Consider the following 13,196-nt stretch of genomic DNA (forward strand, 5'->3'; position numbering starts at 1 on the left):
GCAGGGTCCCTCCATGGCACCCTGCAGACCGCACCGGCGCGCTCCCCTCGCTTGCCTCACGGCACGAGGGGTTTTTTGTTGCACCGGACCAGGCAAAACGTCGTAAAACACTCGCAAAAACCTCAGCTTCGAGAAGAGAATGCCGATGACCGAGCAGGCCACCGGGGCCCACCATCCCCAGCCGCGGGCCCGTACCGGCGGATCGTCCTCCGCCACCGTTGAGCACGTCACGGGCGCGCAGTCCCTCATTCGTTCTCTCGAGGAGGTAGGGGCCGACACGGTGTTCGGACTCCCCGGCGGCTGCATTCTCCCGGCGTACGACCCGCTGATGGACTCCACCCGCGTCCGCCACGTCCTGGTCCGCCACGAGCAGGGCGCAGGCCACGCGGCCACCGGCTACGCGCAGGCCACCGGCAAGGTCGGCGTCTGCATGGTCACCTCGGGGCCGGGTGCCACCAACCTCGTCACCCCGATCGCCGACGCCGCCATGGACTCCGTGCCCATGGTCGCGATCACAGGTCAGGTGGCCTCCAGCGCCATCGGCACGGACGCCTTCCAGGAAGCCGACATCTGCGGCATCACCATGCCGATCACGAAGCACAACTTCCTGGTCACCCGCGCCGAGGACATCGCGCACACGATCGCCGAGGCATTCCACATCGCCTCCACCGGCCGCCCGGGTCCGGTCCTGGTCGACATCGCCAAGGACGCGCTCCAGTCGAAGACCACCTTCAGCTGGCCGCCGGTCATGGACCTGCCCGGCTACCGCCCGGTGACCAAGCCGCACGCCAAGCAGATCCGCGAGGCCGCCAAGCTCATCACCCAGGCCAAGCGCCCGGTGCTCTACGTGGGCGGCGGCGTCATGAAGGCCGGGGCCACCGCCGAGCTCAAGGTGCTGGCCGAGCTGACCGGAGCGCCCGTCACCACCACCCTGATGGCGCTCGGCTCCTTCCCCGACAGCCACCCGCAGCACGTGGGCATGCCCGGTATGCACGGCTCGGTCACCGCCGTCACCGCGCTCCAGAAGGCCGACCTGATCGTCGCCCTCGGCGCCCGCTTCGACGACCGGGTCACCGGCAAGCTGGACAGCTTCGCCCCGTACGCCAAGGTCGTCCACGCGGACATCGACCCGGCGGAGATCGGCAAGAACCGTGCGGCCGACGTCCCGATCGTGGGCGACGCCCGCGAGGTCATCGCCGACCTCGTGCAGGCAGTCCAGGCCGAGCACACCGAGGGCAACACCGGGGACTACAGCGCGTGGTGGAAGGACCTCAACCGCTGGCGCGAGACCTACCCGCTCGGCTACGACCTCCCCGAGGACGGCAGCCTCTCCCCGCAGCAGGTGATCCAGCGCATCGGCGAGCTCGCCCCGCCGGACACGATCTTCGCCGCGGGCGTCGGCCAGCACCAGATGTGGGCCTCGCACTTCATCCAGTACGAGCAGCCCGCCACCTGGCTCAACTCCGGCGGCGCCGGGACCATGGGCTACGCGGTCCCCGCCGCGATGGGCGCCAAGGCCGGCATGCCCGACCGCACGGTCTGGGCGATCGACGGCGACGGCTGCTTCCAGATGACGAATCAGGAGCTCACCACCTGCGCCCTGAACAACATCCCGGTCAAGATCGCCATCATCAACAACGGCGCGCTCGGGATGGTCCGCCAGTGGCAGACCCTGTTCTACAACCAGCGGTACTCCAACACCGTGCTGCACTCCGGCGCCGACACGGACGGCAACGCGGCGAAGGGCACCCGGGTGCCCGACTTCGTGAAGCTGTCCGAGGCCATGGGCTGCTACGCGATCCGCTGCGAGGACCCGGCCGACCTGGACAAGGTCATCGCCGAGGCCAACGCGGTCAACGACCGCCCGGTCGTCGTCGACTTCATCGTCCACGAGGACGCCATGGTGTGGCCGATGGTCGCCGCCGGCACCTCCAACGACGAGGTCATGGCCGCCCGCGGCGTCCGCCCCGACTTCGGCGACAACGAAGACGACTGAGAGACAGAGAGAGACCGACTTCCATGTCCACCAAGCACACGCTCTCCGTCCTGGTCGAGAACAAGCCCGGTGTCCTGGCCCGGATCACCGCCCTGTTCTCCCGCCGCGGGTTCAACATCGACTCGCTCGCGGTCGGCACCACCGAACACCCCGACATCTCCCGCATCACCATCGTCGTGAATGTCGAGGACCTGCCCCTGGAGCAGGTGACCAAGCAGCTCAACAAGCTGGTCAACGTCCTGAAGATCGTCGAACTCGAGCCGTCCGCTGCGATCCAGCGGGAGCTCGTCCTGGTGAAGGTCCGCGCCGACAACGAGACCCGCTCCCAGATCGTCGAGATCGTCCAGCTGTTCCGCGCCAAGACCGTCGACGTCTCGCCCGAGGCCGTCACGATCGAGGCGACCGGCGGCGCCGACAAGCTGGAGGCGATGCTCAAGATGCTGGAGCAGTACGGCATCAAGGAGCTCGTCCAGTCCGGCACCATCGCCATAGGGCGCGGCGCGCGCTCGATCACCGACCGGTCCCTGCGCGCCCTCGACCGCTCGGCGTAAAACCCCCGGGGACCCGCCGGCCTGCCGACGCCGCTCGTATGGCGAGACCCGAAAACGTATCTGACGCACCCCGCCGTACGGTGGGACGCAACACCTGCACACCAAGGAGAAGACCCAGTGGCCGAGATGTTCTACGACGACGATGCCGACCTGTCCATCATCCAGGGCCGCAAGGTCGCGGTTCTCGGCTACGGCAGCCAGGGCCACGCCCACGCGCTGTCGCTGCGTGACTCGGGTGTCGACGTCCGTGTCGGTCTGCACGAGGGCTCCAAGTCCAAGGCCAAGGCCGAGGAGCAGGGCCTGCGCGTGGTGACCCCGTCCGAGGCCGCCGCCGAGGCCGACGTCATCATGATCCTCGTCCCGGACCCGATCCAGGCCCAGGTCTACGAGGAGTCCGTCAAGGACAACCTCAAGGACGGCGACGCGCTGTTCTTCGGCCACGGCCTGAACATCCGCTTCGGCTTCATCAAGCCGCCGGCCAACGTCGACGTCTGCATGGTCGCCCCGAAGGGCCCGGGCCACCTGGTCCGCCGTCAGTACGAGGAGGGCCGCGGCGTCCCGTGCATCGTGGCCGTCGAGCAGGACGCCTCGGGCAACGGCCTGGCGCTCGCCCTGTCGTACGCGAAGGGCATCGGCGGCACCCGCGCCGGCGTCATCAAGACGACCTTCACCGAGGAGACCGAGACCGACCTCTTCGGCGAGCAGGCCGTTCTCTGCGGTGGCACCGCCGCTCTGGTCAAGGCCGGTTTCGAGACCCTGACCGAGGCCGGCTACCAGCCGGAGATCGCCTACTTCGAGTGCCTGCACGAGCTGAAGCTCATCGTCGACCTCATGTACGAGGGCGGCCTGGAGAAGATGCGCTGGTCCATCTCGGAGACCGCCGAGTGGGGCGACTACGTCACCGGCCCGCGCATCATCACGGACGCCACCAAGGCCGAGATGAAGAAGGTCCTCGCCGAGATCCAGGACGGCACCTTCGCCAAGAACTGGATGGCCGAGTACCACAACGGTCTGCCCAAGTACAACGAGTACAAGAAGGCCGACGAGAACCACCTCCTGGAGACCACCGGCCGTGAGCTGCGCAAGCTCATGAGCTGGGTCAACGACGAGGACGCGTAACACCCCGGTGCCGGGGGCGGGTCACGGCCCGTCCCCGGCACCTACGCACCGCTGGAAGAGGCGGGGTCGTACGTGTGTACAAGCTGCCCGGCCTCGTGTGGGTGATCCTTTCCAGGGGGCGCCGAACACGCTCCCGCGCATGACTACACTGCTCCACATACACGCGTCAGGCCCACAGTGTCGTGCGTCTTCCACGCGGCAAGCCCCTCCACGCCTGCGGCCGTCGGGACGGCCGTCCGCACTGGATCTGTGAGGACTCACGTGAGCTCGAAACCTGTCGTACTCATCGCTGAAGAGCTGTCGCCCGCCACGGTGGACGCCCTGGGCCCGGATTTCGAGATCCGGCATTGCAACGGCGCTGACCGCGCCGAGCTCCTCCCCGCCATCGCCGATGTCGACGCCATCCTGGTGCGCTCCGCCACCAAGGTCGACGCCGAGGCCATCGCCGCCGCGAAGAAGCTGAAGGTCGTCGCCCGCGCGGGCGTCGGTCTGGACAACGTCGACGTCGCCGCCGCCACCAAGGCCGGCGTGATGGTCGTGAACGCCCCGACCTCCAACATCGTCACCGCCGCCGAGCTGGCCTGCGGTCTGCTCGTGGCCACCGCGCGCCACATCCCGCAGGCCAACACCGCCCTGAAGAACGGCGAGTGGAAGCGCTCGAAGTACACCGGTGTCGAGCTGAGCGAGAAGACCCTCGGCGTCGTCGGCCTCGGCCGCATCGGCGTCCTGGTCGCCCAGCGCATGTCGGCCTTCGGCATGAAGATCGTCGCGTACGACCCCTACGTGCAGCCCGCGCGCGCCGCGCAGATGGGCGTCAAGCTCCTCTCGCTGGACGAGCTGCTCGAGGTCTCCGACTTCATCACCGTGCACCTCCCGAAGACCCCGGAGACGCTGGGCCTGATCGGCGACGAGGCGCTGCACAAGGTGAAGCCCACCGTGCGCATCGTCAACGCCGCGCGCGGCGGCATCGTCGACGAGGAGGCGCTCGCCTCCGCGCTCAAGGAGGGCCGCGTCGCCGGCGCCGGTCTCGACGTGTACGCGAAGGAGCCCTGCACGGACTCCCCGCTGTTCCAGTTCGACCAGGTCGTCTGCACCCCGCACCTCGGCGCCTCCACCGACGAGGCGCAGGAGAAGGCGGGCATCGCGGTCGCCAAGTCCGTGCGCCTCGCGCTCGCCGGTGAGCTCGTGCCCGACGCGGTCAACGTCCAGGGCGGCGTCATCGCCGAGGACGTGCGCCCCGGGCTGCCGCTCGCCGAGAAGCTGGGCCGGATCTTCACCGCGCTGGCCGGCGAGGTCGCGGCCCGCCTGGACGTCGAGGTGTACGGCGAGATCACCCAGCACGACGTCAAGGTGCTCGAACTCTCCGCGCTCAAGGGCGTGTTCGAGGACGTCGTCGACGAGACGGTCTCCTATGTGAACGCCCCGCTGTTCGCGCAGGAGCGCGGTGTCGAGGTCCGCCTCACCACCAGCTCCGAGTCGCCCGAGCACCGCAACGTGGTCACCGTCCGGGGCACGCTCTCCGACGGCCAGGAGGTCGCGGTCTCCGGCACGCTGGCCGGCCCCAAGCACCTCCAGAAGATCGTCGCCATCGGCGAGCACGACGTGGACCTGGCCCTCGCCGACCACATGCTCGTCCTGCGCTACGAGGACCGCCCCGGTGTCGTCGGCACGGTCGGCCGCATCCTCGGCGAGGCCGGTCTGAACATCGCGGGCATGCAGGTCTCCCGCGCCGACGTGGGCGGCGAGGCGCTGGTCGTCCTCACCGTCGACGACGACGTCCCGGTGGCCGTGCTGGCCGAGATCTCCTCGGAGATCGGCGCCGCCTCGGCCCGTTCGGTGAACCTCACCGGCTGACCTCCCGGGCCCCACGGGTCCCGCCCGTACCCGGTATGTAGACGCGCGTCTTACACGAACGTCTGCATGCCGGGTACGCTGCTGTCATGGGACATCGTGAGGATCTGCTCGAAGGCGCCAAGCGCTGCCTGCTGGAGAAGGGGTACGCGCGCACCACCGCGCGCGACATCGTGGCCGCGTCGGACACGAACCTCGCCTCCATCGGCTACCACTACGGCTCCAAGGAGGCGCTGCTCAACCTCGCCTTCATCAAGGTCACGGAGGAGTGGGGCGAGACGCTCACCCGTGACGACGACGGCGCCAAGGGGAAGCCTCAGGCCCCGGCCCCGCCGCTCGACCAGTTCCGCGAGACCTGGAGACGGGTGATCGGGAGCTTCGAGGAGACCCGGGCCGTCTGGCAGCTCCAGATGGAGGTCATCTCCCGGATCGACTCCGACCCCGAGCTGCAGAAGGCCCTCGCCGGACCGCAGCGCGCCGGCCGCGACGGACTTGCCGAGACCATGATGGGCGTCGACCCCGAGACCGACCCCGAGCGGGCCCGGGTGGCCGGACTCTTCTGCCAGGCGCTGCTCGCCGGGGTGATGGTCCAGTGGCTGATGGACACCGACTCCGCGCCGTCCGCCCAGGACCTGACGGACGGGCTCAAGGTGATCCTGGAGGGCCGGCCGGCGGAGGGCGGGACCGCGGGCTGAGCCTCAGAGCCGGGCCGCCTTCAGGGCCATGTGCAGCAGCAGCCGGTCCTCGCCGTCGTTCAGATCGAGACCGGTGAGCTGCTGGACGCGGGAGAGCCGGTAGTACAGCGTCTGGCGGTGGATGCCCAGCTCGGCGGCGGTCCGCGACGCCTGGCCCGCGCAGTCCAGGAACACCTCCGCGGTGCGGGCGAGGTCCCGCTGCGCCGGGGCCAGCAGGGGGCGCACCGCCGGGTCGGGCAGGGTGTCCGGGGCGAGCGCGGTCAGCGTCCGGTACGGGCCGATGGCCGACCACTCGGCGACCGGGCCGTACCGGCTCTCCGCCGCCGCTGCCCGGGAGGCCGCCGACGCCTCGTGCCAGGCGTCCGCCAGCTCCGCGAGGCCCCGGCGCGGGACCGCGATCCCGGCGGTCGCCGCCGTCCCCGCGTCGGCGCGCAGCCGGTCGGCGGCGGTCAGGGCGGGGTCCAGCACCTCGGGCGAGCGCAGCCGGATCAGCGCGGCCAGTGCCGGCGGCCCGGACCGGCCCGGCGGCGGGGCCCCGGTCAGCGCCGCCGCCGAGGGGACCGTGCGCACGGCGGGCGCGCCGTCCGCCCAGGGGGTCACGCAGACCACGGTGTGCAGCCCCTCCGCGTCCGGGCCGAGCGCCTCGGCGAGCGCGGCCACCGCCATGTCCCGCTGCCAGCCGCGCCCGGCGGCCAGGACCGCGCCGAACTCCCGGGACAGATCGGTGCCCGCCCGCTCCTCGTCGGCGAGCAGCGCGCCGATCCGGGCGGCCACGTCCATCGCCGCGTCGAGCTGCCGGTCGGTCGGCCCGGGGTCGGCGCCCAGCAGCCATACGTAACCGAGCACGACACCCCGATGGCGTACCGGCAGGCAGATGCGGTCGCGGTAGACGCCGGCCTCGGGGGTGGCCGGGATGCGGACGGGGCCGGTGGCGCGGGTGATGCCGAAGTTCTCGAACCAGGCGCGGACCGCCGGGGTGGAGCGGCGGGTCAGGATCGACCGGGTGCGGACCGGGTCCATCGCCGTGGTGTCGTCGCTGTCGTGGGCCCCGAAGGCGACCAGGCCGAAGTCCCGGTTCTCCAGCGTCGCGGGGACGCCCAGCAATGCGGAGATCTCGTCGACCAGCTCCTGGTAATCGCCCTTCACCCGGCCATTCTCGCACCCCTTCAGACATATGTCTGAGATCCCGCCCACGGATGTGTGGCAGCTGTCGATGGCAGAGCGGGGTCGGCATCCTTAGATTTCACGGTGGTTCTCCGTGCTGTACCGCTAATGTTCGTTGCAGGGCATATACGGCGGTGTGGCTTCGTTCGTACTTTCCGTGGAGGTGCCCCGTGCTGGGTCCCGTGATTCTCGCCGCGTCGCGCAGCGACAGGATGCGCCGGTTCATCTCGGCCGCGCCCGGCACCAAGCAGGTCGTCGACCGCTTCATCGCCGGTGAGACCGTCGACCAGGTCGTCCCGGTCATCGAGGACGCCACCGGCAAGGGCCTCGAAGTCACCCTCGACGTCGTCGGCGAGGACATCACCACGCCCGAGCAGGCCGCCGCCGCGCGCGACGCCTACCTGGAGCTCGTCGACCGCTTGAGCGCCCTCGACCTGGGCACCAGGGCCGAGATGTCCATCAAGCTCTCCATGTTCGGCCAGGCGCTGGAGAACGGCCACGAGCTGGCCCTCGCCAACGTGCGCCCGGTCGTCGAGGCCGCCGCCGCGATCGGCACCACGGTCACCCTGGACGCCGAGGACCACACCACCCTCGACTCGATGTTCGCCATCCACGAGGAGCTGCGGAAGGACTTCCCGCAGACCGGCTGCGTCATCCAGGCGTACCTCTTCCGCACCGAGGAGGACGCCCGCCGCCTCGCCGCCGCCGGCAGCCGCGTGCGCATCGTTAAGGGCGCCTACAAGGAGCCCGCCTCCGTCGCGTACCAGGACAAGGCCGAGATCGACAAGGCGTACGTCCGCATCCTGAAGACCCTGATGGAGGGCGAGGGCTACCCGATGATCGGGTCCCACGATCCCCGGCTGATCGCCATCGCCCAGGAGCTGGGCCGCAAGACCGGCCGCAAGCTCGACGAGTACGAGTTCCAGATGCTGTACGGCATCCGCAGCGACGAGCACGTCCGGCTCGCGGCCGAGGGCCACCGCATGCGTGTCTACACCGCGTACGGCACCGACTGGTACGGGTACTTCATGCGCCGCCTCGCCGAGAAGCCGGCCAACCTGCTCTTCTTCGGCCGCTCCGTCCTCACCAAGGGCTGAACACCCCTCCACCCCCTCTACTTGAAGGAGCACTGGACACCATGGACGCTGTGACCCAGGTCCCCGCGCCGGTCAACGAGCCGGTCCACTCCTACGCCCCGGGCTCCCCGGAGCGCGCCCGCCTGGAGGCGAAGCTCAAGGAGCTCAGCCAGAACCCGGTGGACCTGCCGATGACCATCGGCGGCGAGAAGCGGATGGGTGGCGGCGAGCGCGTCGACGTCGTGCAGCCCCACAACCACAAGGCCGTCCTCGGTACCTTCGCCGGCGCCACCGAGCAGGACGCCCAGGACGCGATCGACGCCGCCCTGGCCGCGGCCCCGGCCTGGCGCGCGATGTCCTTCGACGACCGCGCCGCGATCATCCTGCGCGCCGCCGAGCTGCTCTCCGGCCCGTGGCGCGAGACGCTGGCCGCCTCCACGATGCTCGGCCAGGGCAAGACCGCCCAGCAGGCCGAGATCGACTGCCCGTGCGAGCTCGTCGACTTCTGGCGCTTCAACGTGCACTACGCGCGCCAGATCCTCGCCGAGCAGCCCCCGGCCAACTCCCGGGGCGTGTGGAACCGCATGGACCACCGCCCGCTGGAGGGCTTCGTCTACGCGATCACGCCGTTCAACTTCTCGGCCATCGCCGCCAACCTGCCGACCGCGCCCGCCCTCATGGGCAACGTCGTCGTGTGGAAGCCGTCCCCGACGCAGACCCACGCCGCCGTGCTGCTCATGCAGCTCCTGGAGGAGGCCGGCCTGCCCAAGGGCGTCATCAACCTGGTGACCGGCGACGGCATCGCCGTCTCCGAGGTGGCCCTGAACCACCGCGACCTGGCCGGCATCCACTTCACCGGCTCGACCCCGACCTTCCAGCACCTGTGGAAGACCGTCGGCAACAACATCGCCAGCTACCGCACCTACCCGCGGCTCGTCGGCGAGACCGGTGGCAAGGACTTCGTCGTCGCCCACCCCTCGGCCGACCACGCGATCCTCAAGACCGCCCTGACCCGCGGCTCCTTCGAGTACCAGGGCCAGAAGTGCTCCGCGACCTCGCGCGCCTACATCCCGGCCTCCATCTGGAACGCCGGCTTCAAGGAGGCGTTCGCGGCCGAGGTCGACTCGATCACCATGGGTGACGTCACCGACCTGTCGCACTTCATGGGCGCCGTCATCGACGACCGCTCCTTCGCGAAGAACAAGGCCGCCATCGACCGCGCCGCCGCCGACCCGGCGTGCACGATCGTCGCGGGCGGCACCTACGACGACTCGGTGGGCTACTTCGTCCGCCCGACCGTCATCGAGTGCACCGACCCCGAGAACGAGGTCTTCACGACCGAGTACTTCGGCCCGATCCTCGCCGTGCACGTCTACGAGGACGAGCAGTACGACGCGATGCTGGAGCAGATGGAGTCGGTCTCCGACTACGCCCTGACCGGGTCCGTCATCGCCAACGACCGCGCGGCGGCCGCGTACACGATGGAGAAGCTGCGGTACGCCGCGGGCAACTTCTACATCAACGACAAGTCGACCGGTGCCGTCGTCGGCCAGCAGCCCTTCGGCGGCGGCCGCGCCTCCGGTACGAACGACAAGGCGGGCGCCCCGCAGAACCTCCAGCGCTGGACCCTCACCCGGGCCATCAAGGAGACCCTGGTCCCGCCGACCGAGTACACCTACCCCCACCAGGGCTGACGCCCTCCGGGGCGTCCCGGCGCCCCGCCCCGGTTCCCGCCCCCCGCCCGGTTCCCCTGCCGGACGGGGGGCGGTTTCCATACGCGGCTCAGCTCCACCCGTGCACGATCAGCCCGAGCCCGACGGCGAAACCGGCGCCGAGCAGCGCCAGGTAGCGCCCGTACAGCCGGCGGTGGCGCCGCAGCAGCAGGCCGAACGCGGCGAACGCGAGCCCCACCGTCAGGGTCCGCGAGCCCCGGGCCGCCGCCGACGCGGCCAGCCAGTCCACCGCCGGCACCGACGCCCGGCCCGCCTCCGCGCCGTACACCTTGAACGGGATGCCGTTCCACGGCTGGTGGCGTACGGCCGAGGCGCCCTCCAGCGCAAGCTCCTGGCGGACCTCCGCCCGCATCCGGTCCGTGGTCAGCGGGGCCGGCAGGTGCACGCCCGCCGCCGCCAGGTGCAGGGCCAGCAGTCCGCCCGCCAGGCTGCCGGCCAGCGCGCCCAGCGACATCCGCGGCGCCGCCCGCGGCACCGCCACGCACACCACTCCGAGCAGCAGCTCCGGCATCAGCGGCCAGCTCAGCGCCTCCGCGAACGCCCAGCAGAAGGCCAGCGGCAGCCCCAGCCGCGAGGTGACGGCCGACGCCACCCGCCGGCGCACTGCGGAGTCCCGCAGCGGTTCGGCGGTCGTACGGTCGTGCAGTGCGCGCACCGCGTCCCGGGCCGCCTCGGGGGACACCCCGGAGGGCAGCGGCTCACCGATCGTCACCCGGACCAGGGACGAGCGCAGCCGGCCGTGCTTGGGCAGCAGCCGGCCCGTGCCCGCGATGCCCACCGGCACGACCGGCACGCCCGCCTCCTCGGCAAGGACCAGCGCGCCCCGGTGGAAGGAGCCGAGGGTGCCGTCCTCGGCGCGGGTGCCCTCCGGGAAGAGCACGACCGCCCGGCCCTCCCGCAGCTCGCCGGTCATCGAGAGAAGGTCGGCCATCCCGCCGCCCGCCCGCCGGACCGGGAAGCCGGCCGCCAGCCGGCGGCAGACCCGGCGCCGCCAGGGGGACGCGAACCAGTAGTCGGCGGCCGCGCCGATCGCCGGGCCGTGCCGGGCGTCCAGCGCGGCCAGGAGCGCCGCGGTGTCCGCGTGCGAGGTGTGGTTGGCGACCACCACACAGCCGCCGCGCGGCAGCCGGCCGCGCCGCTCGACCCCGCCGGTGAGGCTGAGCACGCCCCACCACAGGCCGCGCCGCAGCGCGGACGCGACCCGGGAGCGGACCGGGAGGACACCGGGGACGGGTACAAGAGTGCTTCCGAGAGGCGTCACGTCGTCACCATCGCCAGGAGAAGGGCCACGAGCAGGGAGTCGATCCGGTCGAGCAGGCCGCCGAAGCCGGGCAGCCAGCTGCCCGCGTCCTTCACACCGGACTCGCGCTTGACCATCGACTCGACGAGGTCACCGAGCACGCACCCGCCGACGACCGCCGCCCACAGCGGCGGGCTGAACGCACCGAGCACGAGCAGCAGCGCGCCGGTGGCGGCGGCCGCCCCCAGCACCCCGGCCCACGTCTTGTTCGGGGAGAGCGGCGAGAGCGGCCGGGCGAGCGGACCGCGCCGCCCCAGTGCCGTACCGCCGCACCAGGCGCCGACGTCGCCGAGCGCCACCGCGAGGCCCACCGCGACAGCCGTGTCCCCGAGCGTCACCAGGCCGGTCAGCGCGACCGGTATCCAGAGCAGCCCGAAGGCGGTCCGGGCGGTGCGGGTGAAGCCCGTGCGGTCGTCGCCGCCCAGCACGGAGGGGAGCGCCGCCGCCACGAGCAGCAGGGCCGCCGCGCGCAGGTCCAGCGTGTGCGGGGCGAGCCAGGCGAGGGCCGGGAGGGCGGCCGCCGCCACCGCGAGGACGGCCAGGTCGCCCCGGCGCAGCCCCGCCATCCGGGCGTACTCTCCGGCCGCGACCGTGCCGAGACCGGCGGCCAGCGCGTAGGTGCCGCCGCCGCCCAGGAAGTACGCCCCCAGGAAGACCGGTGCGACCAGTGCCCAGGTCCGCCAGCGCCTGCGCAGTTCGGCGCGCATCCGGACCTTCGCGGGCAGCACCGCGACGGCGACCCCGCCCGCGCCCAGCACACCCGCGACCAGCGGCACTGCGCGGGCGGCGGCCTCCTCGGCGATCAGTACGGCGCTCATGCCGTCTCCCGCCAGAGGCCGGCCAGCCGGAGCACGGCGGTGAGCAGGGAGCCGGCGGCGATCACGGCAAGGACCGGGACGGCCCAGCCGCTCGCGGCGGCGACCACGACGAGCAGGCAGCGCTCGGTCTTGCCCACCGGGCCCCCGTTGCGGCGCGGCGCCCCGGCGGCGGCCCCGGCCAGCGACACCCAGGAGGGCAGCGTCGCCGCGAGACCGGCCAGCGCCACCAGCCAGAGCGGGGCGAGCGTCAGGAAGCCGGCGAGCACGACCAGGTCGGCGACCCGGTCGCCCAGCTCGTTGAGGACCGCGCCGCGCCGGGTCGTGCGCCCCGTGTCGCGGGCCAGCGCCCCGTCCAGGTTGGCGAACGCGAGGCGCGCCGCGAGGAGGACGGCGACCGGCAGGGCGGCGACCGGGGCGGGCAGCCAGGCCAGGGCGGCGGCGGCACCGGCCGCGGCGGCCACCCCGGCGGCGGTGACGGTGTCCGGCGACACCTCACGGCGGACCAGCGAGGAGCGGACGCCGGAGAGCCGGTCCGCGTACCAGGGCTTGAGAGCGTAGAGGCCGTTCATGACCGCAACTCTCGTCCGACGCGCGTCCATTCGACACGGGGCGGGTACTCAAGTACGCCTGAGTACGTGGGCGGCAGGGAGCCCCCTGGTCCGGGGCTCCCGTCTCAGATAGTAGGAAGTCCGAGTAATTGTGGAGACAGACCGGCTCCGCTGTTCTAGCTTTGTAGAAGCCGAACGTCTCGCTAGATCAAGCGACTGGCGGTCGAGAGCGCGCGCCCTTGCGCAGGCAACCCCTGCGGTGCCCGTTCCCCGCCCCTTCCGGCGCCTCGAAATCACCGATCTCGACATCACCCCACGCTGTTCGATCTCGAAATCCTCGCGATC

At 71.6% G+C, this 13,196-nt stretch carries 11 protein-coding genes; 7 read left to right on the forward strand and 4 right to left on the reverse strand.

The window, feature by feature from the left end:
- The first annotated feature begins 139 nt into the window (after positions 1-139).
- The 5 genes from OG242_RS23560 (at position 140) to OG242_RS23580 (ending at position 6,212) form a co-directional block, all read left to right on the forward strand.
- On the forward strand, positions 140-1,996 hold the full coding sequence (locus OG242_RS23560) for an acetolactate synthase large subunit (RefSeq protein WP_405900048.1): 1,857 nt from the start codon (positions 140-142) through the stop codon (positions 1,994-1,996).
- A gap of 23 nt (positions 1,997-2,019) precedes the next feature.
- Positions 2,020-2,547 (forward strand): acetolactate synthase small subunit, encoded by a 528-nt coding sequence (gene ilvN, locus OG242_RS23565; RefSeq protein ID WP_018102507.1) that lies wholly within the window; start codon positions 2,020-2,022, stop codon positions 2,545-2,547.
- Between the two features lie 117 nt (positions 2,548-2,664).
- Positions 2,665-3,666 (forward strand): ketol-acid reductoisomerase, encoded by a 1,002-nt coding sequence (gene ilvC, locus OG242_RS23570; protein WP_405900049.1) that lies wholly within the window; start codon positions 2,665-2,667, stop codon positions 3,664-3,666.
- Between the two features lie 261 nt (positions 3,667-3,927).
- Positions 3,928-5,520 carry a phosphoglycerate dehydrogenase gene (serA, locus tag OG242_RS23575; protein WP_405900050.1) on the forward strand — a complete coding sequence of 531 codons (1,593 nt, stop codon included), beginning with the start codon at positions 3,928-3,930 and terminating at the stop codon, positions 5,518-5,520.
- Between the two features lie 86 nt (positions 5,521-5,606).
- On the forward strand, positions 5,607-6,212 hold the full coding sequence (locus OG242_RS23580; RefSeq protein WP_405900051.1) for a TetR/AcrR family transcriptional regulator: 606 nt from the start codon (positions 5,607-5,609) through the stop codon (positions 6,210-6,212).
- 3 nt (positions 6,213-6,215) lie between these two features.
- On the opposite strand, the gene OG242_RS23585 is transcribed toward OG242_RS23580, so the two are convergent.
- Positions 6,216-7,358, reverse strand: a complete 1,143-nt coding sequence (locus tag OG242_RS23585; RefSeq protein ID WP_405900052.1) for a PucR family transcriptional regulator — start codon at positions 7,356-7,358, stop codon at positions 6,216-6,218.
- A gap of 188 nt (positions 7,359-7,546) precedes the next feature.
- Between OG242_RS23585 and OG242_RS23590 the strand changes: the two genes are divergently transcribed.
- Positions 7,547-8,473 (forward strand): proline dehydrogenase family protein, encoded by a 927-nt coding sequence (locus OG242_RS23590; RefSeq protein ID WP_405900053.1) that lies wholly within the window; start codon positions 7,547-7,549, stop codon positions 8,471-8,473.
- 41 nt (positions 8,474-8,514) lie between these two features.
- On the forward strand, positions 8,515-10,146 hold the full coding sequence (gene pruA, locus OG242_RS23595) for an L-glutamate gamma-semialdehyde dehydrogenase (protein ID WP_405900054.1): 1,632 nt from the start codon (positions 8,515-8,517) through the stop codon (positions 10,144-10,146).
- Between the two features lie 88 nt (positions 10,147-10,234).
- On the opposite strand, the gene OG242_RS23600 is transcribed toward pruA, so the two are convergent.
- Genes OG242_RS23600 through OG242_RS23610 form a run of 3 tightly spaced genes read right to left on the reverse strand, consistent with a single transcriptional unit; the run spans position 10,235 to position 12,872 of the window.
- Positions 10,235-11,446 carry a lysophospholipid acyltransferase family protein gene (locus OG242_RS23600; protein ID WP_405900055.1) on the reverse strand — a complete coding sequence of 404 codons (1,212 nt, stop codon included), beginning with the start codon at positions 11,444-11,446 and terminating at the stop codon, positions 10,235-10,237.
- The gene (locus tag OG242_RS23605; RefSeq protein WP_405900056.1) at positions 11,443-12,303 is read right to left on the reverse strand and encodes a phosphatidate cytidylyltransferase; all 861 of its coding nucleotides are present in this window, start codon (positions 12,301-12,303) and stop codon (positions 11,443-11,445) included. Before OG242_RS23605 ends, OG242_RS23600 begins: the two co-directional genes overlap by 4 nt.
- A complete protein-coding gene (locus tag OG242_RS23610) occupies positions 12,300-12,872 on the reverse strand; it encodes a CDP-alcohol phosphatidyltransferase family protein (protein ID WP_405900057.1) in 573 nt (190 codons plus the stop codon). Before OG242_RS23610 ends, OG242_RS23605 begins: the two co-directional genes overlap by 4 nt.
- Between the last annotated feature and the right edge of the window lie 324 nt (positions 12,873-13,196).

The sequence above is a fragment of the Streptomyces sp. NBC_00727 genome (assembly GCF_045161745.1).
Taxonomy (GTDB): domain Bacteria; phylum Actinomycetota; class Actinomycetes; order Streptomycetales; family Streptomycetaceae; genus Streptomyces.

What these genes read in the sequence shown, in the direction of transcription:
- OG242_RS23560 (WP_405900048.1), top strand. Translation starts at nt 140, where the DNA reads ATGCCGATGACCGAGCAGGCCACCGGGGCCCACCATCCCCAGCCGCGG.
- ilvN (WP_018102507.1), top strand. Translation starts at nt 2,020, where the DNA reads ATGTCCACCAAGCACACGCTCTCCGTCCTGGTCGAGAACAAGCCCGGT.
- OG242_RS23580 (WP_405900051.1), top strand. Translation starts at nt 5,607, where the DNA reads ATGGGACATCGTGAGGATCTGCTCGAAGGCGCCAAGCGCTGCCTGCTG.
- pruA (WP_405900054.1), top strand. Translation starts at nt 8,515, where the DNA reads ATGGACGCTGTGACCCAGGTCCCCGCGCCGGTCAACGAGCCGGTCCAC.
- OG242_RS23605 (WP_405900056.1), bottom strand. Translation starts at nt 12,303, where the DNA reads ATGAGCGCCGTACTGATCGCCGAGGAGGCCGCCGCCCGCGCAGTGCCG.
- OG242_RS23610 (WP_405900057.1), bottom strand. Translation starts at nt 12,872, where the DNA reads ATGAACGGCCTCTACGCTCTCAAGCCCTGGTACGCGGACCGGCTCTCC.